Origin of the sequence: Roseovarius ramblicola (assembly GCF_042430665.1) — a bacterium.
GTDB lineage: Bacteria > Pseudomonadota > Alphaproteobacteria > Rhodobacterales > Rhodobacteraceae > Roseovarius > Roseovarius ramblicola.
Genome location: NZ_JBHMEC010000015.1, coordinates 370,578 through 391,602, shown reverse-complemented (window position 1 = coordinate 391,602; position 21,025 = coordinate 370,578). Strand labels below are relative to the sequence as shown.

The 21,025-nt window shown below is 69.7% G+C and carries 18 protein-coding genes; 5 read left to right on the top strand and 13 right to left on the bottom strand.

What is annotated here, in order from left to right; all coding sequences use genetic code 11:
* Positions 1 to 21: 21 nt before the first annotated feature.
* From addA to regB, 7 genes are all read right to left on the bottom strand, one after another.
* On the bottom strand, positions 22 to 3,417 hold the full coding sequence (gene addA / locus ACFFU4_RS10415) for a double-strand break repair helicase AddA (RefSeq protein ID WP_377069702.1): 3,396 nt from the start codon (positions 3,415 to 3,417) through the stop codon (positions 22 to 24).
* Positions 3,414 to 6,362, bottom strand: a complete 2,949-nt coding sequence (gene addB / locus ACFFU4_RS10410) for a double-strand break repair protein AddB (protein WP_377069701.1) — start codon at positions 6,360 to 6,362, stop codon at positions 3,414 to 3,416. Before addB ends, addA begins: the two co-directional genes overlap by 4 nt.
* Positions 6,349 to 7,050, bottom strand: a complete 702-nt coding sequence (locus ACFFU4_RS10405) for a nucleotidyltransferase family protein (RefSeq protein WP_377069700.1) — start codon at positions 7,048 to 7,050, stop codon at positions 6,349 to 6,351. The genes addB and ACFFU4_RS10405 overlap by 14 nt, the downstream gene beginning before the upstream one ends.
* Positions 7,047 to 8,063 (bottom strand): aminoglycoside phosphotransferase family protein, encoded by a 1,017-nt coding sequence (locus tag ACFFU4_RS10400; protein WP_377069699.1) that lies wholly within the window; start codon positions 8,061 to 8,063, stop codon positions 7,047 to 7,049. Before ACFFU4_RS10400 ends, ACFFU4_RS10405 begins: the two co-directional genes overlap by 4 nt.
* Positions 8,056 to 8,541, bottom strand: coding sequence for a tRNA (adenosine(37)-N6)-threonylcarbamoyltransferase complex ATPase subunit type 1 TsaE (gene tsaE / locus ACFFU4_RS10395; protein WP_377069698.1), 486 nt, complete (start codon positions 8,539 to 8,541; stop codon positions 8,056 to 8,058). Before tsaE ends, ACFFU4_RS10400 begins: the two co-directional genes overlap by 8 nt.
* A gap of 58 nt (positions 8,542 to 8,599) precedes the next feature.
* Positions 8,600 to 10,084 (bottom strand): PAS-domain containing protein, encoded by a 1,485-nt coding sequence (locus ACFFU4_RS10390; protein ID WP_377069697.1) that lies wholly within the window; start codon positions 10,082 to 10,084, stop codon positions 8,600 to 8,602.
* A gap of 73 nt (positions 10,085 to 10,157) precedes the next feature.
* Positions 10,158 to 11,522, bottom strand: coding sequence for a sensor histidine kinase RegB (gene regB / locus ACFFU4_RS10385; RefSeq protein WP_377069696.1), 1,365 nt, complete (start codon positions 11,520 to 11,522; stop codon positions 10,158 to 10,160).
* Between the two features lie 82 nt (positions 11,523 to 11,604).
* Here regB and ACFFU4_RS10380 point away from each other — a divergent pair, with 82 nt between their 5' ends.
* The 5 genes from ACFFU4_RS10380 to ACFFU4_RS10360 all read left to right on the top strand — a co-directional run bounded on the left by ACFFU4_RS10380 (position 11,605) and on the right by ACFFU4_RS10360 (position 17,166).
* Positions 11,605 to 12,240: an SCO family protein gene (locus ACFFU4_RS10380; RefSeq protein WP_377069695.1), complete on the top strand. Its 636-nt coding sequence runs from the start codon at positions 11,605 to 11,607 to the stop codon at positions 12,238 to 12,240.
* Between the two features lie 72 nt (positions 12,241 to 12,312).
* Entirely contained in the window at positions 12,313 to 12,864 is a 552-nt protein-coding gene (locus ACFFU4_RS10375; protein ID WP_377069694.1) for an ActR/PrrA/RegA family redox response regulator transcription factor, read from the top strand.
* Positions 12,865 to 13,013: 149 nt separating this feature from the next.
* Entirely contained in the window at positions 13,014 to 14,000 is a 987-nt protein-coding gene (locus ACFFU4_RS10370; RefSeq protein WP_377069693.1) for a glycosyltransferase family 2 protein, read from the top strand.
* Positions 14,001 to 14,031: 31 nt separating this feature from the next.
* The gene (locus tag ACFFU4_RS10365) at positions 14,032 to 15,732 is read left to right on the top strand and encodes a DUF5927 domain-containing protein (RefSeq protein WP_377069692.1); all 1,701 of its coding nucleotides are present in this window, start codon (positions 14,032 to 14,034) and stop codon (positions 15,730 to 15,732) included.
* Positions 15,733 to 15,738: 6 nt separating this feature from the next.
* Positions 15,739 to 17,166 (top strand): nodulation protein NodH, encoded by a 1,428-nt coding sequence (locus tag ACFFU4_RS10360; RefSeq protein WP_377069691.1) that lies wholly within the window; start codon positions 15,739 to 15,741, stop codon positions 17,164 to 17,166.
* 4 nt (positions 17,167 to 17,170) lie between these two features.
* On the opposite strand, the gene ACFFU4_RS10355 is transcribed toward ACFFU4_RS10360, so the two are convergent.
* The 6 genes from ACFFU4_RS10355 to ACFFU4_RS10330 all read right to left on the bottom strand — a co-directional run bounded on the left by ACFFU4_RS10355 (position 17,171) and on the right by ACFFU4_RS10330 (position 20,949).
* The gene (locus ACFFU4_RS10355; RefSeq protein ID WP_377069690.1) at positions 17,171 to 17,635 is read right to left on the bottom strand and encodes a PTS sugar transporter subunit IIA; all 465 of its coding nucleotides are present in this window, start codon (positions 17,633 to 17,635) and stop codon (positions 17,171 to 17,173) included.
* 39 nt (positions 17,636 to 17,674) lie between these two features.
* Entirely contained in the window at positions 17,675 to 18,238 is a 564-nt protein-coding gene (gene hpf / locus ACFFU4_RS10350; protein WP_377069689.1) for a ribosome hibernation-promoting factor, HPF/YfiA family, read from the bottom strand.
* Between the two features lie 213 nt (positions 18,239 to 18,451).
* Positions 18,452 to 19,222 (bottom strand): LPS export ABC transporter ATP-binding protein, encoded by a 771-nt coding sequence (gene lptB / locus ACFFU4_RS10345; RefSeq protein ID WP_377069688.1) that lies wholly within the window; start codon positions 19,220 to 19,222, stop codon positions 18,452 to 18,454.
* On the bottom strand, positions 19,219 to 19,707 hold the full coding sequence (gene lptA, locus ACFFU4_RS10340) for a lipopolysaccharide transport periplasmic protein LptA (protein WP_377069725.1): 489 nt from the start codon (positions 19,705 to 19,707) through the stop codon (positions 19,219 to 19,221). The genes lptB and lptA overlap by 4 nt, the downstream gene beginning before the upstream one ends.
* A gap of 2 nt (positions 19,708 to 19,709) precedes the next feature.
* Positions 19,710 to 20,291, bottom strand: coding sequence for an LPS export ABC transporter periplasmic protein LptC (gene lptC, locus ACFFU4_RS10335; protein WP_377069687.1), 582 nt, complete (start codon positions 20,289 to 20,291; stop codon positions 19,710 to 19,712).
* Positions 20,292 to 20,337: 46 nt separating this feature from the next.
* Positions 20,338 to 20,949, bottom strand: a complete 612-nt coding sequence (locus ACFFU4_RS10330; protein ID WP_377069686.1) for a ribonuclease D — start codon at positions 20,947 to 20,949, stop codon at positions 20,338 to 20,340.
* Positions 20,950 to 21,025 lie beyond the last annotated feature (76 nt).

Genomic DNA, 21,025 nt, shown 5'->3' with positions numbered 1-21,025 from the left:
GTTCGGGAACTTGACGCGAACCTATGTAGCCCGGCCCCCGGCGTCAAGCTGTCCCGCCCGCATGAGCGCCGCGCTCACGAGGGCGTGTGGCAGCGGCATGAGTGTGGCGGTGCGCGTCCACAGCAGCGCCGTTTCGACCTCGCGGTCGGGATAGATCGCGGCGAGCGCGTGGGCATAGGCGCCCATCTGGCGCAGCAGGCCCTCGGGCGTGTCCTCGGGGCGTTCGGGGAGGGTGGCGTTGGTCTTGAAATCCACGGCCAGAACGCGGTCGGGGGCGAGGATCAGCCGGTCGATCACCCCGTGGATGCGCCGCCCGCCCAGCGCGTCGAGGGGGGTGGACACGGGCACCTCGGCGAGCGCGTCGGCGGTGAAGAGATGCGCGAGGGAGGCCCCGGACAGCACCTTTTCCGCCTCGGCGAGACGCCGCGCGATCTCGTCTTCGGTGGCGGCGTCGGGGCCGTGGGCCAGCAGGGTGCGCGCGGCGGCGGGGCGGTCGGCGGCGGGCAGCGGCGGCAGGATTTCCAGCAGCCGGTGGACCTGCGTGCCGCGCCGTTTGGCGGCGTCCTCGTCAAGCCCGCCCTCGCCCGGCAGCGTGGTGGCCCCGCCCAGATCGGAGGGGCTCAGCGTCGCGGGGGCGGTGTCATGCGCCGGGGCGTGAGCGGCGAAGAGCGGGTCGAGGACCGTTTCGGTCCTGGGCATGTCCCGGGCCGGTTCGGGCACGGTTTCCGGCCAGGTGCCGGTTTCGAGCCGAAGGCCGTCACCCGTCGGGAAGGGGTGTGCGCGTGCCCCGGCGGTATCGAGCCCGGCGCTGATGCGGTCGTGCCAGGCCGCGCCGTCGCGGCCGAGATCGCCCGCCGCGGCGACGATCAGCCATTTCTCGGCCCGCGTCATGGCGACGTAGAGCAGGCGGTCGCGCTCGGCCAGTTGCGCGGCCTGGCCCTCTTCGGCGGCGGCGGCGAGGGTGTCGGGCATCCCGTCCTTGGGGCCGCGCCAGAACGGCGTGCCCGCGTGGGTGACGATAGCGGGCGGGGCGGGGGCGTTCCATTTCCCGGTTTGCGGCAGGATCACCACCGGCGCTTCCAGCCCCTTGGCACCGTGCACGGTCATCACGCGGATGCGGTCTCCGGCGCTGTCCATCTGGCGCTTGATCTCCATCTCGTCGGTTTCCATCCAGACGAGGAATCCGGTGAGGCTGCTGACGGCGCGGCCCTCGTAGGTCATGGCCTGCGCGAGCAGCGCGTCGATGCCGTCCTCGGCCTCGGGGCCGAGCCGGGCGAGCAGGCGGCGGCGGCCGTCGTGGCGGGTGAGCGTCCGCTCGATGAGATCGAAGGGGCGCAGGAAATCGGCATGATCGCGCAGGTCGTCGAGGATGGCGCAGGTCTCGGGGTGATCCGCGCGCGCTGTGCGCAGCGCGTCCCACAAGGTGCGGCGGCCGCGATCGGCGGCGAGGTCGAAAAGCTGCGCCTCGGTGAGGCCGAAGAGCGGCGAGCGCAGGGCGGTGGCGAGCGCGAGGTCGTCATCCCCGGTGGCGAGGAAGGACAGCAGCGCGGCGAGATCGCGCACCGCCAATTCGCCGCCGACCTTGAGCCGGTCGGCACCGGCGACGGGCAGATCGGCGGATTTGCAGGCGCGGATGATCTCGTGAAACAGCCGGCTGCGGCTGCGCACGAGGATCAGCACGTCGCCCGCCCGCATCCGCCGCGCGCCGCCGGGCGCGTCGCGCTCGGGGAGGGCGGTGCCCGCGTCGAGAGCCGCGCGGATATGATCGGCGATGCGGCGGGCGAGGATCACCGACGGGTCGGTCTCGGCGGGGATGTCGACGGGGCGGTGCCAGGGCGGCTGCTCGGGCGCGTCCGGCGTTGCCACGGGGGGCCAGAGATCGACGCGGCCGGGCATCGCGTCGAAAAACGCGATGTGGCTCTGATCCGGTGCGAAGCCGCTGTCTTCGGCCCCCGAAAGGCAGGTATCCACCGCCCGCAGGATCGCCTGCGAGGAGCGGAAGGAATAGTCGAGGCGGCGCTGTTGCAACGGGGTGCCGGTGGCCTCCAGCCGGAGGCTGAACGCGCGCCGCATCCGGTCGAATTCGCGGGCGTCGGCCCCCTGGAAGGAATAGATCGACTGCTTGCGGTCGCCGACGACGAAGAGCGTGCGCCGTATGTCGGCGCGCGCGCCCTCGCCGGCGGTGAATTCCTGCGCCAGCCGCTCGATCACCTGCCATTGCACGGGGCTGGTGTCCTGCGCCTCGTCCACGAGGATGTGGTCGATGCCGCCATCGAGCCGGTAGAGCACCCAGGCGGCGACGGAAGGGTCGGTGAGCAGATCGCGGGCGCGCAGGATCAAATCGTCGAAATCCAGCAGGCCCCGGCGCTGTTTCGCGGCGGAATAGAGCCTGAGAAAGACCTGCGCGAAATCGTGCAGTGCGCGGGTGCGCTCGACGGTGAGCAGCGCGAGACGGGCCTCGCGGGCGGTCTCGACGCGGGCCATCCAGTGCTCGATCTCGTCCATGACCGGGGCGAGCGCCTCGCGGGCGGCCTTGGTGGGAAAGCTGCCGATCTTGGCGGAAAAGGGGGCCTTGGCCGACGCGCCGGTGAGAAACACGCCTTCGAGTACCGGCAGCGCGTCGAAATCGAGCGTGGCGAGCGTGGCGAGCCTGTCGGCGGCCTTGACGTCATTGGCGGAACTGCCGCGCAGCACCGGCAGAAGCCGGTCAAGGAGCGCGCGCTCGGAGCCGAGAAAGACCTGCGCGGCGATGCGCTCACGGCTGAGATCCCCGGGCTGATCGAGCGCCGCGCAGAGCGCGGCATCGTCGGGCGCGGCGGCGAAATCGGCCTGTCTGGCGAGGATGTCCATGGCCAGCCTGTCGAGGCTCTCGTCGGCGTGGTGGCGAGCGAGCGCGGCGAGCACGGGGGCCTCGGGGCCGGCGGCGATCTGCTCGATGATGTCGGCGCGCAGCAGGCGCGCGGTCTGGTCGTCGATCTCGGCGAAATCCGGGGTCACGCCCGCTTCGAGCGGGAAGCGGCGCAGGAGCGACGCGCAGAAGGCGTGGATCGTCTGGATGCGCAGGCCGCCCGGCGTCTCGATCGCCTGCGCGAAGAGGCGGCGCGCACGGCGCATCGTGTCGGGGCCGGTCTCGCCCTCGTGGCCAAGGGTGTCGAGCGCCGCCGCGAGATCGTCATCGGGCATCATCGCCCATGTCCCGAGCGTGTCGAACAGGCGGATCTGCATCTCGCTGGCCGCGGCCTTGGTATAGGTCAGGCACAGGATGTGCTGCGGGTTGACGCCGTCGAGCAGGAGCCGCGCCACCCGGTTGGTGAGCACCCGCGTCTTGCCCGAGCCGGCATTGGCCGACAGCCATGTCGAGCGGTCGGGCCGGGCGGCGGCGATCTGGGCGACGGAGGCGGGATGCGGCGCGGTCATTGACCCACCTTCCGGCGCTGCGGCGGGTCGGTGAGGTCCCATTCGCCGTGGCGGGCGAGCTGATCGTAATCGCCGCGCATGTCCGCCCGGTAGGGCGCGCGGAGGGACACGTAGCCGGTGTCCCGGTCATCGTAGGCGGCGATGAGTTCGGCCAGTTCCGACAGGGTGCGCGCGGGCGGGATCTCGTCGAGCGGGGCGTTGACCTCGCCGGGTTTGCTGCCCATCCCGATATAGGCGGCGCGCCGCACGGGCATCGGGCCGAGCTCGTCGAAATCACCGCGCTCGACCATCGCGGCGGTGAGGAGAAGCTGCTTGTCGAATTCCGTCTGCTGCTTCGAGGTGGGGGGGGTGCCGGTCTTGTAGTCGTAGATCAGCGCGCGGCCCTGCGGGTCGATGTCGATGCGGTCGGCCTTGGCGGCGAGCGTGAAGGCGGGATCGCAGAGCGTCATGCGCCCGCGGCGTTCGAGCGCGGCGGGGTTCGCGTCGGCGCGGCGGGCGATCTCGCCGCTGATGAACCAGTCGGCGACCCGCTCCATCCGTGCGCGCCACAGCGCGCGCGCCTCGGCCCAGGGCACGGTTTCGGCCAGAACGGCCTCTGTTTTCTCCATGAGCGCATGGTGCGTGAGGCGTTCCGGATCGGCGCGCGTCTCGTCGATGAACTGTTCGAGGATGGCGTGCAGGACGGTGCCGCGCAACAGCGCGTCGGGTACCTTCATCAGCGGATCGAGGGGGCGCAGGCGCAGGATGTGCCTGGCATAGATGGCATAGGGATCGCGCACGAGGGTCTGGATCTCGGTGACGCTCAGCCGCCCGGGGCGCAATTCGGGCGGCGGGCAGGGGGCGGGGCGCGGGGCGCGGGGCACCGCGCCGGGCTCTTCGAGCAGGGCGGCGCGGTGCAGCCAGCCCCGGCCACGCGCGCGCATCGCCGCCAGCGCGCCGGGCCCGCCCTGATCGGGCAGACCGCCGAGCAGGTTCTGCACCCGGTTGAGCCAGCGCGAAACCACGGTCTGTGCATCCGACGATCGCAGCGAGCGGGTGAGCCAGACCTCGCGCGCGGCGATCGCCTGCTGGAAGTCGTGGGCCTGCAACCCGATGCGCCGCTCGGGCAGGAGCAAACCCGCCTGCAGCCGCAGCGCGCGGTTGAGCCACGGGTCGGGTGGCGGCGGGTCGGGCCAGCCGCCCTCGTTGAGCCCGCCGAGGATGAGCAGGTCGGCACCCTGCACCCGTGCTTCGAGCGTGCCCCAGATGCGGATGCGGGGATGCGGCTCGACCGGGTCGCGGGCCTCGCGCGCGGCGAGCGCGTCATGGACGAGGCGGGCATAGTCGGGCGGGGTCAGGGGGCCGCCCGCCCCGGCCTCGGCGGCGAGTTCGTCCATCGCCGCGCGGGCCTCCTCGCCGGCGGCCCTGTCCCAGAGCGTGCCTGCGCCTTCGGCGGTCTCTGCGCCGCGCGCGATCCGCTCGGCCAGCGCGCGGTGGGCGGTAACGAGGGTGGCCAGAGGGTCGGGGCCGGGGCGGTGGCGGTCGATCAGGCAGGTGCAGACCCAGTCGATCCATCGGGTGATGGCGGGCTCGTCCTTCTGCCGCGCCTGCGCCCAGCCCCGCAGGGTGCCCGCGTCGGGATAGGGCGGGCCGTGGCGGCGCAGGTGGTGCTCCAGCAGGCCGGTGAGCCGCAGATGGGTGCCGCGCCCCGCGCCGGTGTGGGCGAGCGGGTGCTTGAGCAGCGCGAGCAGCGCGTCGGCCCCGGTGCGATCGGCGAAGAGGTCGGCCGCATGGCGCAGGAAACGCCCCGGCGGCGAGAGGTGCAGCGGCTGCCCGGCGCTGTCATCGGGCAGGATGCGCCAGCGGTCGAGCGCGGCGGTGACCTGACGGGTCAGCGTGCGGTCCGGCGTGATGAGGGCGGCGGTGATGCCCTCCTCGGCGGCGGCGCGCAGGCGCATGGCGATGGCCAGCGCCTCGCGCCGGGTGTCGGGGGCCTCGAGCAGGGTGACATCGGCCATCGCCCCGGGGATGTCGGCGAGCCGTGGCCCGTCGCGCAGCCATTGATCCGTCACCGGTGCGGGGCGCAGGGCCAGCGACACCAGCCGGTTGCGCGCCGGGCAGGGCGGCGGGGCGTCGTGCCAGGGGCGGATCGCGTCAGGCGCGATTTCGGCCGCGTGCGCCATGCGGGCGAAGCGGTATTGCGGGTGATCCTCGGAGATCATCGGGTCGGCGAGCGCCTCCCAGGCGTGGGCGGGCGCGTCGAAATCGAAGCCCGGCAGCACCACCGCGCCTTGCGGCAGCCGCGCCACCGCCTGCATCAGCATGTGCGTGGCCCCGCGCGAGCCGGTCGAGCCTGCGACGATGACCGGGTGTTGCGGCGGGTGTGTGGCCCAGGTGTCGATGAGCGCCGCGATCACGCGGCGCTGGCGGGCCTCGGGGTCGGGCGCGTCGGCGTCGCCGTCGAAGAAGGGGCGGAGGATCTCCAGGAAGCGCTTGATCCGCGCCCAGTGCCCCGACTGGTCCGCGACGTCGAGCGCGGCGATGGTCTCGGGCGCGACCCCCTCGCCTTGCATCTCGTCGATGAGGCTCGCGAGGCTGTCGGCAAGGCCGAAGACGGCACTGCGCGGCGCGATGTCGGGCGCGCGGTCGAGCAGCGCCGAGACGAGCTGTGCCAGCTCCAACTGCCGCCGCAGGCGCGGGGCGGGGGGCGGCAGGCGGCCCGCCTGCCAGCTTTCGCCCAGGTCGGTGACGAGGCTCAGGCGCGGCAGGAGCGCGGGCGGCCCCGCGTCGAAAATGTCGCGCAGGCGGCGGGCCATGCGGCGGGTGTTGACGATGATCTGCACCCGCGCCAGCGCTTCGGGCGGGGCATCGCCCAGCCGCGCGCGCAGGCCGTCGATGAGCGCGCGGGGGAAATCCACGCCGGGGGCGAGGCCGAAGAGGCGGGGGACGGGATCAGTCTCGAACATGGGTTTGTGCCAGCATGTCCTCGGCCAGCGCGATGCCCTCGGGGTGGCCCACGTCGCACCAGTGGCCGGGATAGACCGCGCCGAACAGGCGGCCCTCGGCGGCGAGCCTGTTCCAGGCGCGGTTGAGCGAGAAAACCGTCTCGGGGATCCCGGCGAGGCAGGCGGGGTCGATGATCTGCACGCCGGAATAGACGAGGCCCGGACCGCGCGAGAGGCGGCCATCGGGGGCGAGCGTGAAATCGCCCGGCCCGGCATGGCCAAGCGCGCGGTCGGGTGGCAGGCACAGCAGAAGCGCGCCCATGTGCGCGCCGTCCCAGCCGGCTGCGAGATGCGGCAGCGGGTTGGGGCCGCGCCATATGGCGTCGGAATTCATCGTCAGCACCGGGCCATCGCCCAGCAGCGGCAGCGCCGCGCGCAGACCGCCCCCCGTATCGAGGATATCGGGCGTCTCGTGCGACAACAGCGCCCCGCGCCCGTCGAGATGCGCGGCAAGTTGATCGGCGCGGTAGTGGAGGTTCACCACCGTGCGGGGCGGGGTATAGGCGGTCACCAGATCGAGCGCGTGGTCGATCAGCGCGCGGCCCGCCACCTCGATCAGCGGCTTGGGGCGGTCCTGCGTCAGCGCGCCCATGCGGGTGCCGAACCCGGCGGCGAAGATCATCACCGGCAGGGGCCGTGGCAGGTTCATGCCGCGCGGCCCGATCTGAGGCGGGCGAGCAGCGCCGGGGTGGGTGGTGGCAGCGCCTCGGCCACCAGCGCGGCGAGGGGGGCGAGCGCGGGGGGGCGCAGGTCGGTTTGCAGATGCGCCCAGACGCGGGGGATGAGGCCGATATACTGCGGCTTGCCGTCGCGCAGGCTGAGCCTGGCAAAGACGCCGAGGATGCGCAGGTTGCGCTGCGCCCCGAGCCAGTGGAAGGCGGTGGTGAAGGCGTCCGCCTCCGCGCCGGTGGCGGCGATGTAATGCGCCAGCATGGCGCGGGCGGTGGCGGCCCCGACATCGCGCCGCGCGTCCTGCAACAGCGAGACGAGATCGTAGGCGCGGTGGCCGCGCATCGCGTCCTGAAAATCGAGCAGGCCGACACGGGCGGTTCCGGCACGCTCGGGCAGCCAGAGGAGGTTCTCGGCGTGGTAGTCGCGCTGGATCAGCACGCTGTCGGTGTCGGGCAGGGCGGCAAGATGCGCCTCCAATGTCGCGCAAAACCGGGGCCGCAGCCCGGCATCCTCCTCGCCGGTGGCCCCGCGGCGATACCAGTCGAGCGCGAGCGCCGCGAGATCGGCCATCAGGGCGGGACCGTAGGGCGCGATGCCTGTGGGCGGGGCGTGGCGGTGAAGCTCCACCAGCAGGTCGGTGGCGGCGCGGTAGAGATCGGGCTCCAGCGCCGGGGCGCTCTCCAGCACGCGGGCAAAGAGCGCGTCGCCGAGATCCTCGAGCAGCAGCAGCCCGGCCTGCGAATCCTCGCCGAGGATCTCGGGGGCCGACAGGCCGAGGGCCGACAGGTGCCGCGCGATCGCGGAGAAGGGGCGCACGTCCTCGCCGCGCTCGGCCGGGGCATCCATGAGCACCGCGCGCGCGCCACCGGGCTGCACCAGGCGCAGGTAGCGCCGGTTGGACGCATCGCCCGCGAGCGGATGGCGCGCGGCGCGGCCCCAGCCATGGGTGGCGAGAAAGGTGTCGATGCGGGGGGCGCGGTCGTCAGGCATCGGCGCGCGCCTCCAGCTCTGCGAGGCGGGCCGTCCAGCGCGGATCGGACCAGCGCAGCGCGAGATGGCGCGTGTCCGGCGCGGTGCCATGGGTGAAATCGAGATGCAGCGCCGACCCGGGGGCCATTTCGGCGAGGCGGTCCGGCCACTCCACGAGCGCGATGGCGTCGTCGAACGCCTCGGTGAGGCCAAGCTCGACGATCTCGGCGGGATCGGTCAGGCGGTAGAGATCGGCGTGCCAGATCTCGGCGGCGGGGCCCGGATAGGTCTGCACCAGCGTGAAGGTGGGCGACGGCACCTCTTCGGCGGGGGTGGTGAGGGCGCGGATCAGGCAGCGGGCGAAATGGGTCTTGCCCGCGCCGACGGGGCCCGAGAGCAGCAGCACGTCGCCCGCCCCGAGCCGCGGGGCGAGGCTTTGTGCCAGCCCGCAGGTGGCGTCGGGGCTGGTGAGGCGGAGGCGGCGTTCGTGGTCGGACATGGCCCAAGACTACACGGCGCGCGCGCGCCTGCAAGCGTGATGCGGCGGGCGACGGCGATCAGGCGGAGAGCGCGGGGCGCGCGCCCGCCGCCGGGCTGCGGCGCAGCGTGAGCATCATCTGGCCGGGGACGATCGGCACGAGACTCAGCGTCAGTGCGCGGCCCGTATCGGTCGCAAGCTGGCCGGTCACCGCCTGCGCCGGGCCAGCCGTATCGAGCCGGGCAGCGACGCCCTGCCAGAGCGCGTCATCGGGCAGGCGCGCGCGGCAGGTGCCGATCACCGCGTCGAGCGACAGCCCCGCCTCACGCGCGCCCGGATCGAGCCGCATCAGGGTGGCGAAGCGGCGGTTGCAGACCACGAGCCCCGCCTCGCGCGAGAGCACGGCGATGGCGTCATCCACCCGGTCGAGCGCGGCGAGCAGGGTGTCGCGCTCGGCGCGCTGGTGGCGGGTGGCCGAGACCTCGTCGGAAATGTCCTCGATCAGGAAGGCCACAGCGCCGTCGGGATGCGGCCGCCCGGTGACGCGGTAGGTGCGCCCGGTGACAAGGCTCCAGACCTCGCGGTACTGGCCGTTATGGGCGGCGTCGATCATCGCGTGGATCTGGCCGCGCCAGCCTGAATAGTTGCGCGGCTCCGGCATCACCTGCCGGTCGCGCAGCATGTCGAAGAAGGCGAAAATCTCGGGCCGCGCGCTGAGGAATACGGGGTCGAGCCCGGTGAGATCGGTGAGCGCCGGGTTGAACATGGCGAGCCGGCGCGTGCTGTCGAAGACCGCGAGGCCGGTGGGCAGGTCGGCAAAGCTGCGCCCCAGGGTCTGGACGAAGTCGCGCCTTGCCTCCTCGGCGCGGACGAGAGGGGTGACGTCGGTGGCGAAGATCAGCGTGCCGTTGGTGTCTTCCTCGATGCCCAGATCGAACCAGCGCGGCGGGTCATCGAGCGCAACGCGCCCCGCCCCCGTGGCCGGGAGAAGCTGCGCCCGGTCGCCGGGCGGCAGCGCGGCGGCGGCGGCATTTTCCCATATCACGCGCCCGTTGCCGTCGCGGAGCCAGACCGGCACCGGCACCCGATCGAGCGCCGCGCCCCGTCGCGCCCTCTCCGCGCGGCGCGCGAGGAGCGCGTGGCGCGTGGCCGGGCAGGTGGCGCGCGGGTCGCACAGGGTGACGCGCGTGCGCGGTCCGGTGGTGTCGATCTCCAGCGTGGCGGGGTCGGATTCGGGGTCCTGCGTGGCGAGGTGCCCGGTCCCCTCGGCGGGGCGGGTGGGCAGCGCGAAGCGCGGCGCGAGCCAGCGGGCGAGCTGTGCCCAGTCATCCCCGGTGTCATCCGGCGGGGGCGGCAGAACGTCCTCGTCCGCGTCGGTATCGACAAGCGCGCCGTCGTGCAGCAGGAAAGTGGTGATGGCCGTGGTCGTGGCGGGCGCGGGTGGCGCAGGCACCGCATCGCGCCGCGGGGGCAGGAGCGCCCCGGCGATCCACAGCGCAGCGACCGAGAGCACAAGCACCGCCGCCGCCAGGATCATCATCTCCGTCACCGTCATCGCCGCCATCCGCCCGCTCCGCTGCTGTCGCCCGCAGCGTTGCGCAAACTGGTTAAGACACGCTTAACGGCGATCCGGGCGGTCAGCCGGAGATCGGGCGGTTCTCGCCCAGCCCGGTCGCACCGTCGCCGCCGGCGGCGGCGATGGCGGCGAGCGGCCAGCTTACCTCGATGAGCGCGCCGGGCGGATCGGTGCCGTTGGTAAAGGTCAGGTCGGCACCCGAGCGTTCCAGCAGGGTCTTGGCGATGAACAGCCCAAGCCCCATCCCCTCGTAGCCGGGGCGGTGCGGGTCGGGGGCGGCCCCGCGACGGCGGATGAACGGCTCGCCCAGTCGCCCGATCATGTCGGGGGGAAAGCCGCGCCCGTCATCCATGATCCGCAGCGTGATGCGCGCGTCGGTCCAGCGGCTCTCGACGATCACGGTCTCGTGCGCGAAATCGACGGCGTTCTGGATCAGGTTGCGCAGCCCGTGGATGATCTCGGGGCGGCGCAGCACGGTGGGCTGTGCCGCCGGGTCGGCGCCATCGGCCCCGTGGCGGAAACGGATGCGCTTGCCGCGATCGACATGCGGTTCGGCGGCCTCCTCTATCAGGGCGGTGAGCGGTGCGCGGCGCAGGTGCAGGTCGTCCTTGCCGGCGCGGCCCATCGAGCGGAGGATGTCGCGGCAGCGGTTTGCCTGGTCGCGGATCAGGAGCGCGTCCTCGCGCAACTCGGGGTGGTCGTCGAGTTCGTCGGCCAATTCGGTGCTGGTGAGCTTGATGGTCGCCAGCGGCGTGCCCAGCTCGTGCGCCGCCGCCGCCACCACGCCGCCGAGATCGGTCAGCTTCTGCTCACGGGCGAGCGCCATCTGGGTGGCCTGAAGCGCGTCGGACATGGTGCGCATCTCCTGCACGACGCGGCGCGAATAGACCCCGAGAAACACCACCGCGATGACGATGGCGACCCAGTTGCCGAAGCGGAAGATGTCGGGGACGCGGAGCACCTCGCCGTCGGCGGTGCGCAGGTGCAGGTGAAATTGCATCAGCAGCGTCACGATGACGATGGCCATGACTCCCACGAACACCGTGGAGCGCCCCGACAGCGCCGAAGCCGAGACGGTGACCGGGCCGACGATCAGGATCGAGAACGGGTTGTTCATGCCGCCGGTGAGATACAGCAGCAGCCCCAGTTGCAGCATGTCGAACAGCACCACGAGGAGCGCGTCCTGTTCTCCGAGGCGCTTGGTCTCGGCAAAGACGAAGGTGGCCACGAGGTTGGAGGCCACCGACACCCCGAGCACGAGGAAGCACAGCCCCATCTCGAGATCGAGGCGGAACACCTCTTCGGCCACCAAGAGCGCGCTGGCCTGTCCGGCGATCGCCCACCAGCGCAACAGCGTGAGCGTGCGCAGGCGAATCCAGTTGCGCCCGTGGCCGGGGGGGAAGCTGTCGGGCGAAATATCGGACATCTGCGCGCGCTGGTCCCATTGTGTGAAGGTCGGATAGGAGGTAGAGGGTTGCACCGGAACCCGACCGAGGCAAGAGAGTCCGATGATACGCACGATTGCCATCTCCGCCGCCGCCATCGTCTTTGCCGGCATTGGCGCCATGTATCTCGCCGGTGTGGGCGGGTCCGACCCCGAGGATCGCTTTGCCCAGTGCCGGGCGTCGAACGTGGCCGGCGGAACCGCGCAGATCGGCGGGCCGTTCGAGCTGGTGAGTGAGACCGGCGAGACGGTGACCGACGCGGAGGTGATCGACAAGCCGACGCTGATCTATTTCGGTTATACCTTCTGTCCCGATGTCTGTCCGATGGACGCCGCGCGCAACGCCGCCGCCGTGGACCTGCTCGAGGAGCGGGGATACATGGTCAAGCCGGTGTTCATCTCGATCGACCCCAGGCGCGACACCCCCGAGGTGATGGCGGAATTCACCGATTACATGCATCCGCGGATGCTGGGCCTGACCGGCAGCGAGGAACAGGTGCGCGCCGCGTCCAGGGCCTATCGCACCTATTACCAGGCGCAGGAGCCCGCGGAGGGTGCGGAGGACTTCTACCTGGTGGATCACTCGACCATGAGCTATCTCAGCCTGCCGGAGCACGGCTTTGTCGAGTTCTTTCGCCGCGACACAACCCCCGAGCAGATGGCCGACCGGGTGGCCTGTTTCGCCGACGCGGCTTCGTGACGCGATTGTTTTGACGCGGAATCATCCACGGGCTACAACCTCTTGCACGGATGCGCGCAAGGGAGATCCGCGATGACCGCAGAACAACGCGATATCGGCGAGGACAGGACGCTTCTGCTGGTCGATGATGACGAATCGTTCCTGAAGCGGCTTGCCAAGGCGATGGAAAAGCGCGGATTCGAGGTGGAGACCGCCGAGTCCGTCGCCGCCGGGCGCGCGCGCGCCATGGCCCGCCCGCCCGCCTTTGCCGTCTGTGATCTGCGGCTCGGTGACGGCAACGGGCTCGACGTGGTCGAGACGATCCGGGAGCGCAGGCCGGATGCGCGCATCGTGGTGCTGACGGGGTACGGGGCCATTGCCACCGCCGTCGCGGCGGTCAAGATCGGGGCCACGGATTACCTGTCCAAGCCCGCCGACGCGACCGACATCATGCAGGCGCTGCTGGCGAGCGACGCCGACCTGCCGCCGCCGCCCGAGAACCCGATGAGCGCCGACCGCGTGAGGTGGGAGCATATCCAGAGGGTCTACGAGCTGTGCGACCGCAACGTGAGCGAGACGGCGCGGCGGCTCAACATGCACCGGCGCACGCTTCAGCGCATCCTCGCGAAGCGCTCGCCGAAATAGAATTCGGACCGGCTTGTTGCCGATACGGCAACAATCTCAGTAATTTTACCGATCTGGGCCGTTGCGGGGTTGTCTTAACCCTTGCCGGATAGTGTTGTGACGAACAGGCCATTCGAGGGGGCGATTTGGGGGTTTGGCAGTCATACCGGATGCGGCTCCGGCGCAAACGGGCCAAGATGCGCGCGTTTCGTAAGCATTTCTCGCTGCGCCCGGTTTCGGATCGCACCGCGCAGATCTGCCCCGGTGACGTGCTTCTGTTCTCGACGTTGCGCGACGAATTCGTGCGGTTGCCGTATTTCCTGCAATACTACCGCGATCTTGGCATCGCGCATTTCCTCATCGTGGACAATGACAGCGACGATGGCGGCACCGAATATCTCGCGCGGCAGCCCGACGTGTCGCTCTGGACCACCAGGGCGAGCTACAAGCGGTCGCGGTTCGGCGTCGATTGGCTCAACTGGCTTCAGGGTCGTTACGGGCACGATCACTGGACCCTGGTGGTCGACCCGGACGAGTTTCTTGTCTACCCGTTCTGCGACACGCGACCGATCCGGGCGCTGACCGACTGGCTCGATTCCAGCGCCGTCAAATCCTTCGGTGCGATGCTGCTGGACATGTATCCCAAGGGGCGGCTCGACGCCGTGCCGTATCGCGCCGGGCAGAACCCGATGGAAATCGCCGCCTGGTTCGATCCGGGCAATTACATGATCGAGAAGAACCGCCTCTATGGCAACCTGTGGATACAGGGCGGGCCGCGGGCGCGGGTGTTTTTCGCCGACAAGCCGAAACGCGCGCCCGCGCTCAACAAGACGCCGCTGGTGCGCTGGGACCGGCGCTATGCCTATGACAGTTCGACCCACATGCTGCTGCCGCGGGGCCTCAACCTCACCTATGACGAGTGGGGCGGCGAGAAGGCGAGCGGCATCCTGCTGCACGCCAAATTTCTCGACACCTTCTCCGCCAAGGCCGAGGAAGAGCTGCGCCGGGGGCAGCACTATTCGGGCAGCGTGGAATACAAGGCCTATGCCGCGCATGTTCGCGCCAACCCCGAACTTTGGTGCAAGTGGTCGGAGAAATATATAAACTGGCGTCAACTGGAGATCCTCGGGCTGATGTCCAAGGGCAACTGGGCATGAGGCGGAGCAAGGGGCAGGGAATGGCAGCGACATGAGCCTCGGCATCGTCATGCTGGTCCATACCGCCTTTGGCCGGGCCGAACAGGTGGCGCGGCACTGGGCGGCGTCGGGCTGTCCGCTGGTGATCCATGTCGACAAATGCGTGCCGCGCAAGACCTACGCCGCCTTTGTCGAGGCGGTGTCGGACCTGTCGGATGTGCGCTTTGCCAGGCGCTATCGCTGCGAATGGGGCATGTGGGGTCTGGTGGCGGCGACGCAGGACGCCTCGGAGGTGATGCTGCGCGAGTTTGCGCAGGTGCGGCACGTCTATCTCGCCTCTGGCTCGTGCCTGCCGCTGCGCCCGGTGCAGGAATTGATCGACTATCTGGCGGCCCGCCCGCAGACCGATTTCATCGAGAGCGCGACGACGTCGGATGTGCCCTGGACGATCGGCGGGCTGGACGAGGAACGCTTTACCCTGCGGTTCCCGTTCTCGTGGCGCCGGAACCGGTATCTGTTCGACAAATACGTCGCGCTGCAACGCAGGCTGAGGGTCCGGCGGCGTATCCCCAACGGTCTGGTGCCGCATATGGGCAGCCAGTGGTGGTGCCTCACGCGGCAGACCCTCTCGGCGGTGCTGCAGGATCCCGAGCGTCCGGTCCATGACCGCTACTTCTCGAAGGTGTGGATCCCCGACGAGAGCTATTTCCAGACGCTGGCGCGGCAGTATTCGCGCCAGATAGAGAGCCGATCGCTGACGCTGTCGAAATTCGACTACCAGGGCAAGCCGCACATCTTCTACGATGACCACTTGCAGCTATTGCGCCGGTCGGATTGTTTCGTCGCGCGCAAGATCTGGCCCTATGCCAACCGCCTCTACGAGGCGTTCCTGACCGATCAGGCGGGGGCCATGAAGCGCACCGAGCCCAACCCCGGCAAGATCGACCGCATCTTTGCCAAGGCGGTGGAGCGGCGGGTGTGCGGGCGACCGGGTCTCTTGATGCAGAGCCGCTTTCCCGTCGAGGGGCGCGAGAACCGCACCACGTGTGCGCCCTATTCGGTTTTCGAGGGGTTCGCCGAGCTCTTCGAGAATTTCGAGCCGTGGCTCGCGCGGGTGACGGGGATGCGGGTGCATGGCCACCTGTTCGCGCCCAAGCGCGCCGAATTCGCCGATGGCCAGACCGTGATGGCGGGGGCGCTGTCGGACAGCGCGGCGCTGCGCGACTATAACAAGCGCGCCTTTCTCACCAGCCTGATCTGGAACACGCGCGGCGAGCGGCAATGCTTCCAGATGGGGCCGGGCGACGAGATCGAGCATGTCGAGTGGGACATCGCCAAGGACCCGAACGCGCAGATATCGGTGATTTCGGGGGCGTGGGCGGTGCCGCTGTTCCAGTCGAACGCCAATTTCGCCGATCTGCGCGGCGCGGCCGCGCGGCTTCAGCATGTCGAGGCCGGGCACCTCAAGGTGCTGCGTTCGCAATGGGTGCGGGCACGGGTGCGGATCTGGACGATGGCGGAGTTCGTGGAATCGCCGATGGAGCCGCTGCAGAGCATCCTTGACGAGATCGGGCACAGCAATCCTCGGGGGCTGGCCGAGGTGCCGCGCATGGCCGATCTGAGCGGTTTCGGGCAATTCCTGCAAAACCTCAAGAACCAGGGGATGCACCCCTATATGATGGGTGATTTCCGGGCCGATACGGGCATGCACGAGCCGCCGGGAAGCCGTGGCCGACCCTATCTTGTGCGGTAGCGGGCGATGACGTCAGGTTTCAACTATTTCGTGATCTTCGCGGAGATGCGCACCGGCTCCAACTTCCTGGAGAGCAACCTCAACGCGCTCGACGGGATCGAGTGCCACGGCGAGGCGTTCAATCCGCATTTCATCGGTTACCCGAACCGGACCGACCTGCTCGGCGTCAGCCGCGCCATGCGCGACGAGGCACCGGAACGCCTTCTTGGCGCGATCAAGGGGCAGTCTCAGGGTATCGGCGGGTTCCGCTTCTTTCACGATCATGATCCGCGGGTGCTCGACACGATGCTGGACGACCCGCGTTGCGCCAAGATCGTGCTGACGCGGAACCCGGTGGACAGCTACGTGTCGCTCAAGATCGCGCAGGCGACCGGGCAGTGGAAGCTGACCGACGTCAAGCGGCGGCGCGACAGCACCGTGCGCTTTGATGCGGACGAGTTCGAACGCCACCTGGCGCGGCTTCAGGCGTTTCAACTGGTGATCCTCAACCGGCTTCAGACCAGCGGTCAGACGGCGTTTCATGTCGGCTATGACGATCTGCAATCGGTCGAGGTAATGAACGGGCTGGCGCGCTATCTGGGCTGCGCGGCGCGGCTCGAGGCGCTGGATGCCTCGCTCAAGCCGCAGAACCCGGAGCCGCTGGAAAGCAAGGTCGCGAATTACGACGAGATGGCGCGCGCGCTGGCGCGGCTCGACCGTTTCGACCTCAGCCGTACTCCGAATTTCGAGCCGCGCCGGGGCCCGGCGGTGCCCGGCTTTGTCACCGCCGCGCATGCGCCGCTGGTCTACATGCCGGTGCGCGGCGGGCCGGAGCGGCAGGTGCGCGCGTGGCTTGCCGCGCTCGACGGCGTGCCCGAGGACAGCCTTTCCACCAAGCTCAATCAGGGCGCGCTGCGGCAGTGGATGCGCGGCAAGCCGGGGCATCGGCGGTTCACCGTGCTGCGCCACCCGGTGGCGCGGGCGCATGCCGCGTTCTGCGAACGGATCCTGGTGCCGGGGCCGGGCTGTTTCAACAGCATCCGCCGCACCCTGCGCAAGGCCCACAAGCTGCCGATTCCCGCAGACTGGCCCGATCCCGCATATGACCGGGCCGCGCATCGCGCGGCGTTTGCCGGGTTCCTGCGGTTTCTCAAGGCCAATCTCGCCGGGCAGACCGCGATTCGCGTGGACGCGCATTGGGCCACACAGGCGGCGGTGGTCGAGGGGATGGCGCAATTTGGCGCGCCCGACGCGATCCTGCGCGAAGACGAGATGGCCGAGGGTCTCGCGGCGCTGGCGCGGCAGGCGGGACTCGCGGCCCCGCCCGCCCCGGGCGTGGCCGGGGCCGTGGGGCCGTTCGCGCTGGGCGATATCCATGACGCGGAGATCGAACGGCTGACGCGCGCAGCCTATCAGCGCGACTACGTGACCTTCGGCTTCGGCGACTGGGCGTAGCGGCTCAGGCGGCCTGCGCTGCCTGAGCCTCGGTCACGATGGTGTAGAGCGTCGCGCTGTCGTGGTTGGCGCGCAGCTTGGCGCAGAACGAGGGCTCGCGCAGGGTGCGCGAGACCAGTGCCAGCGCCTTGAGATGCTCGACGCCCGAATCGGTCGGCGCGAACAGCGCGAAGACGAGGTCCACCGGCTGGCGGTCCACCGCGTCGAACGGGATCGGCTTGTCGAGCACGGCGAGCGCGCCCACCACCCGGTCGAGCCCGTCGAGGCGCGCATGGGGCAGCGCCACGCCGTTGCCAACGCCTGTCGGCCCGAGGCTCTCGCGCTCCAGCAGGGCGTCGATGGCGTCGGAGTGCGGCACGTCATAGGCCGTCTCGGCCAGCGCGCCCAATTCGTTCATCAGGCGCTTCTTGCTGCTGACGCCGGACAATGCGCGAACGGCCTCGGGTTTGAGGAGCATGGTCAAATCCATATGCTAAGACGTGTTGACCGGCCCGCCGGTCATCCTCGATCAGGGGTCAATCCAGCCGATATTGCCGTCGTCCCGGCGATACACGACATTGACCGTCTCCTTGCCTTCCTTGCGGAACACCAGCACCGGTGCGCCGGCAAGCTCCATCTGCATCACCGCTTCCCCGACCGAGAGGGAGGGGATCTGGGTCTCCATCTCGGCCACGATGATCGGCTGCAGGCTGTCGGGCTCTTGCGCGGCCCCGTCCGAATCCGATGAGAGGATATACGAGGACACGCCGGTGAGTTCAACAGGTTCCGAGCGGTCCTTGTGATGGTCCTTGAGCCGGCGCTTGTAGCGGCGGAGCTGCTTCTCCATCTTTTCGCTGCAGGCGTCGAAGGCGGCGTAGATTTCATGCGCCTTGGCCGTGGCCTGCGCGGTCAGCCCGGTGGAAAGATGCACGACGGCCTCGCAGGCGTATTCGCTGGCGTTGCGCGAGAAAGTCACCTGCGCATCGGTCGGGCGCTCGGCGTATTTCGAAACCACCGCGCCAAGCTCGTCCTTGACGTGGGTCTGAAGAGCCTCGCCGATGTCGATCTGCTTTCCACTGATTTGATAGCGCATCTTGCCTCCTTATATTCCACGGACCGGCGCGGCACGGGGTGTGCGCGCGGGGTCAGGCCCGGTTCTCGATGCTGGTACGTGACATGCCCTGATGCTGGCCAAGGCCCGCCCCATCGCGTGGGGATGATCGGGAATCCGGCGTGCGATCACCACATGTCATTCTGTAATTGACGCCCCTTCCCCGGCCTTTGTCAATCCGCTTCGCGCGCGCGATCACGAGATGCGGAAGCTGTCGCCGAGATAGACCCGGCGCACGTTCTCGTTCTCGACGACCTCGCGCGGGCTGCCGGACATGAGAACCTTGCCATCGTGCAGGATATAGGCGCGGTCCACGATATCGAGCGTCTCGCGCACGTTGTGATCGGTGATGAGCACGCCGATACCGCGTTTCCTGAGGTCGGCCACGAGGTGGCGGATATCGCCCACCGAGATCGGATCGACCCCGGCGAAGGGCTCGTCGAGCAGCAGGTAACGCGGGTTGGCGGCGAGGCATCGGGCGATCTCGACCCGGCGCCGCTCGCCGCCCGACAGCGCCAGCGCGGGGGCGCGGCGCAGGTGCTCTATGGAGAACTCCGACAAAAGCTGTTCGAGCCGCTCGCGCCGCCGCGCGCGCTTGGGCTCGGATATTTCGAGGATGGCCATGATGTTGTCCTCGGCCGACAGGCCGCGGAAGATCGACATCTCCTGCGGCAGGTAGCCGATCCCGAGCTTGGCGCGGCGATACATCGGCAGCGCCGTCACGTCGCGCCCATCGATGTAGATATGCCCGCCCTCGGGGTGAATGAGGCCCGCGATGGCGTAGAAGGTCGTGGTCTTGCCCGAGCCGTTGGGGCCCAGAAGCGCCACCACCTCGCCCTGGTCGAGCGACAGCGAGACGTCGCGGATCACCAGCTTCTTGCTGTAGCTCTTGCGCAGGTTCTCGACGCGCAGGCCGGTCGCGTCGTTGCTGTGCGCGAGGCTGAGACCTGCCCCCGCCGCGCTCACTCGCTGTTCCCCGGTTGCAGAACGGTCCTGACCCGCCCGCTCACCCGCGCGGTGCCCGCGCCGGTATCGACGGTGACCGTGTCGCCGGTGATCGCGTTGTCGCCCTGCACGAGCAGCACGTCGCCGCGCAACTCGATCATGCCGGTGGTGATGTTGTAATCGGCGCGCACCGCCTCGGCGGCGTCCTCGCCGCTGACGAGGGTGACGCCGCCGCTGGCCTGAAGCGACTCGATGCCGCTCCGGTCGGGGAGATAGATCACCCGCACCCGCGGGGCCGAGAGCCGCATCTCGCCCTGCGCGATGACCACGCTGCCGGTGAACAGCGCCGAATTGTCAGCCTGATTGACGCTGAGCGAGTCGGAGGTCACCTCGACGGGAAGCGAGCGGTCGCTCTGCACCTGTCCGAAGGCCACCGGCGCGCCCTGCGCCGCCGCCCAAACCGGCAGGCAGCAAAGCGCCGCGGTGGCGGCAAGGCGTGCAAGCATCGTCACTGGTCCTGCTCCTTCTCGATATTCGGGCGGTATATCAGCTTGACACCCCCGCTGAAAAGCAATTCGGCGTCGTCGCTTCCGGGGGCCTCGCGCAGGATCATCCGTCCTGACCCGAGCGTGCCCAGCGGTCCGGTGGCGGTGACCGGCCCGGGGCTCTCGGCATGGAGCGCGTCGAGCCGGGTGTCGAGGCGGTCGGTGTCGATCTGGTAGCCGGTCGTTGTGGTGATGTGGACGCCACCGGCGAGGCTGGCGGTCATCGTTTGCTGGTCGAGCCGGGCGGTGGCCGCGCGCAGCCGCACCCCGGTGCCACCGACAAGGCCGATCTCGCCGTTGACACGCTCGGCAATGAGAAGATGCGGCGAGTCGCGCTCGGGCCGCGCGGCCTCGGCGCGCAGGGTGATCTGGTCGCCGCGCCCGGATACACCGGCAAAGCTGGGACGCGTCACGCCGAGGTCCTGCGCCCGCTGTTCGAGATCGACGGGCGCGCTGGGCACCGGGGCCGAGGGGTCGATCGTGTTGGAGATCAGGAACAGCGTGGACAGCATTCCGAGTGCCGCCAGCGGCAGGAGAATCTTCATCCCCGCAACGACACGCGAATAGGTGTTGTCCGCGCGCGCCATCCGGTCAGTGAGCGAAGATGTCGGTCTCGGGCCAGCCGGCGAGGTCGAGCCGCGCGCGAACCGGAAGAAACTCGAAACAGGCCTGTGCCAGGTCGGTGCGCCCTTCGCGTTCGAGCATCGCGTCGAGCGCCGCGCGCAGCCGGTGCAGGTAGAGCACGTCCGAGGCGGCATAGGCGTGCTGCGCCTCGCTGAGGGTCTCGGCACCCCAGTCCGAGCTTTGCTGCTGTTTGGAAATGTCCACGCCCAGCAGTTCCTGAAGCAGGTATTTCAGGCCGTGCCGGTCGGTATAGGTGCGGATGAGTTTCGAGGCGATCTTGGTGCAGTAGACCGGAGCCGCCAGCGCGCCGAAGGCGTTGTACATCGCCGCGATGTCGAACCGTCCGAAGTGAAACAGCTTGAGCACGTTCGGGTCGGTCAGCAGCCGTTCCAGATTGGGCGCGCGTGTCTGCCCCTGTGTCACCTGCACGAGATGCGCGTCGCCATCGCCGCCCGAGAGCTGCACGAGGCACAGCCGGTCGCGATGCGGGTTGAGGCCCATCGTCTCGCAATCGATCGCCACGACGGGGCCAAGGTCGAGCCCGTCGGGCAGATCGTTCCGGTAGAGGTGGTTCGCCATGAAATGCCCTTTCGCCCGCACCGGGGCCGCGCCGTGAAAACAGGATGTGCGCGCCTGATTAGGCGCTTTCGCGAGG

Excerpts from the sequence above, each read along its gene's own strand:
- addA (WP_377069702.1), bottom strand. The coding sequence starts at position 3,417 with ATGACCGCGCCGCATCCCGCCTCCGTCGCCCAGATCGCCGCCGCCCGG.
- addB (WP_377069701.1), bottom strand. The coding sequence starts at position 6,362 with ATGTTCGAGACTGATCCCGTCCCCCGCCTCTTCGGCCTCGCCCCCGGC.
- ACFFU4_RS10405 (WP_377069700.1), bottom strand. The coding sequence starts at position 7,050 with ATGAACCTGCCACGGCCCCTGCCGGTGATGATCTTCGCCGCCGGGTTC.
- ACFFU4_RS10400 (WP_377069699.1), bottom strand. The coding sequence starts at position 8,063 with ATGCCTGACGACCGCGCCCCCCGCATCGACACCTTTCTCGCCACCCAT.
- tsaE (WP_377069698.1), bottom strand. The coding sequence starts at position 8,541 with ATGTCCGACCACGAACGCCGCCTCCGCCTCACCAGCCCCGACGCCACC.
- ACFFU4_RS10390 (WP_377069697.1), bottom strand. The coding sequence starts at position 10,084 with ATGGCGGCGATGACGGTGACGGAGATGATGATCCTGGCGGCGGCGGTG.
- regB (WP_377069696.1), bottom strand. The coding sequence starts at position 11,522 with ATGTCCGATATTTCGCCCGACAGCTTCCCCCCCGGCCACGGGCGCAAC.
- ACFFU4_RS10380 (WP_377069695.1), top strand. The coding sequence starts at position 11,605 with ATGATACGCACGATTGCCATCTCCGCCGCCGCCATCGTCTTTGCCGGC.
- ACFFU4_RS10375 (WP_377069694.1), top strand. The coding sequence starts at position 12,313 with ATGACCGCAGAACAACGCGATATCGGCGAGGACAGGACGCTTCTGCTG.
- ACFFU4_RS10370 (WP_377069693.1), top strand. The coding sequence starts at position 13,014 with ATGCGGCTCCGGCGCAAACGGGCCAAGATGCGCGCGTTTCGTAAGCAT.
- ACFFU4_RS10365 (WP_377069692.1), top strand. The coding sequence starts at position 14,032 with ATGAGCCTCGGCATCGTCATGCTGGTCCATACCGCCTTTGGCCGGGCC.
- ACFFU4_RS10360 (WP_377069691.1), top strand. The coding sequence starts at position 15,739 with ATGACGTCAGGTTTCAACTATTTCGTGATCTTCGCGGAGATGCGCACC.
- ACFFU4_RS10355 (WP_377069690.1), bottom strand. The coding sequence starts at position 17,635 with ATGGATTTGACCATGCTCCTCAAACCCGAGGCCGTTCGCGCATTGTCC.
- hpf (WP_377069689.1), bottom strand. The coding sequence starts at position 18,238 with ATGCGCTATCAAATCAGTGGAAAGCAGATCGACATCGGCGAGGCTCTT.
- lptA (WP_377069725.1), bottom strand. The coding sequence starts at position 19,707 with ATGCTTGCACGCCTTGCCGCCACCGCGGCGCTTTGCTGCCTGCCGGTT.
- lptC (WP_377069687.1), bottom strand. The coding sequence starts at position 20,291 with ATGAAGATTCTCCTGCCGCTGGCGGCACTCGGAATGCTGTCCACGCTG.
- ACFFU4_RS10330 (WP_377069686.1), bottom strand. The coding sequence starts at position 20,949 with ATGGCGAACCACCTCTACCGGAACGATCTGCCCGACGGGCTCGACCTT.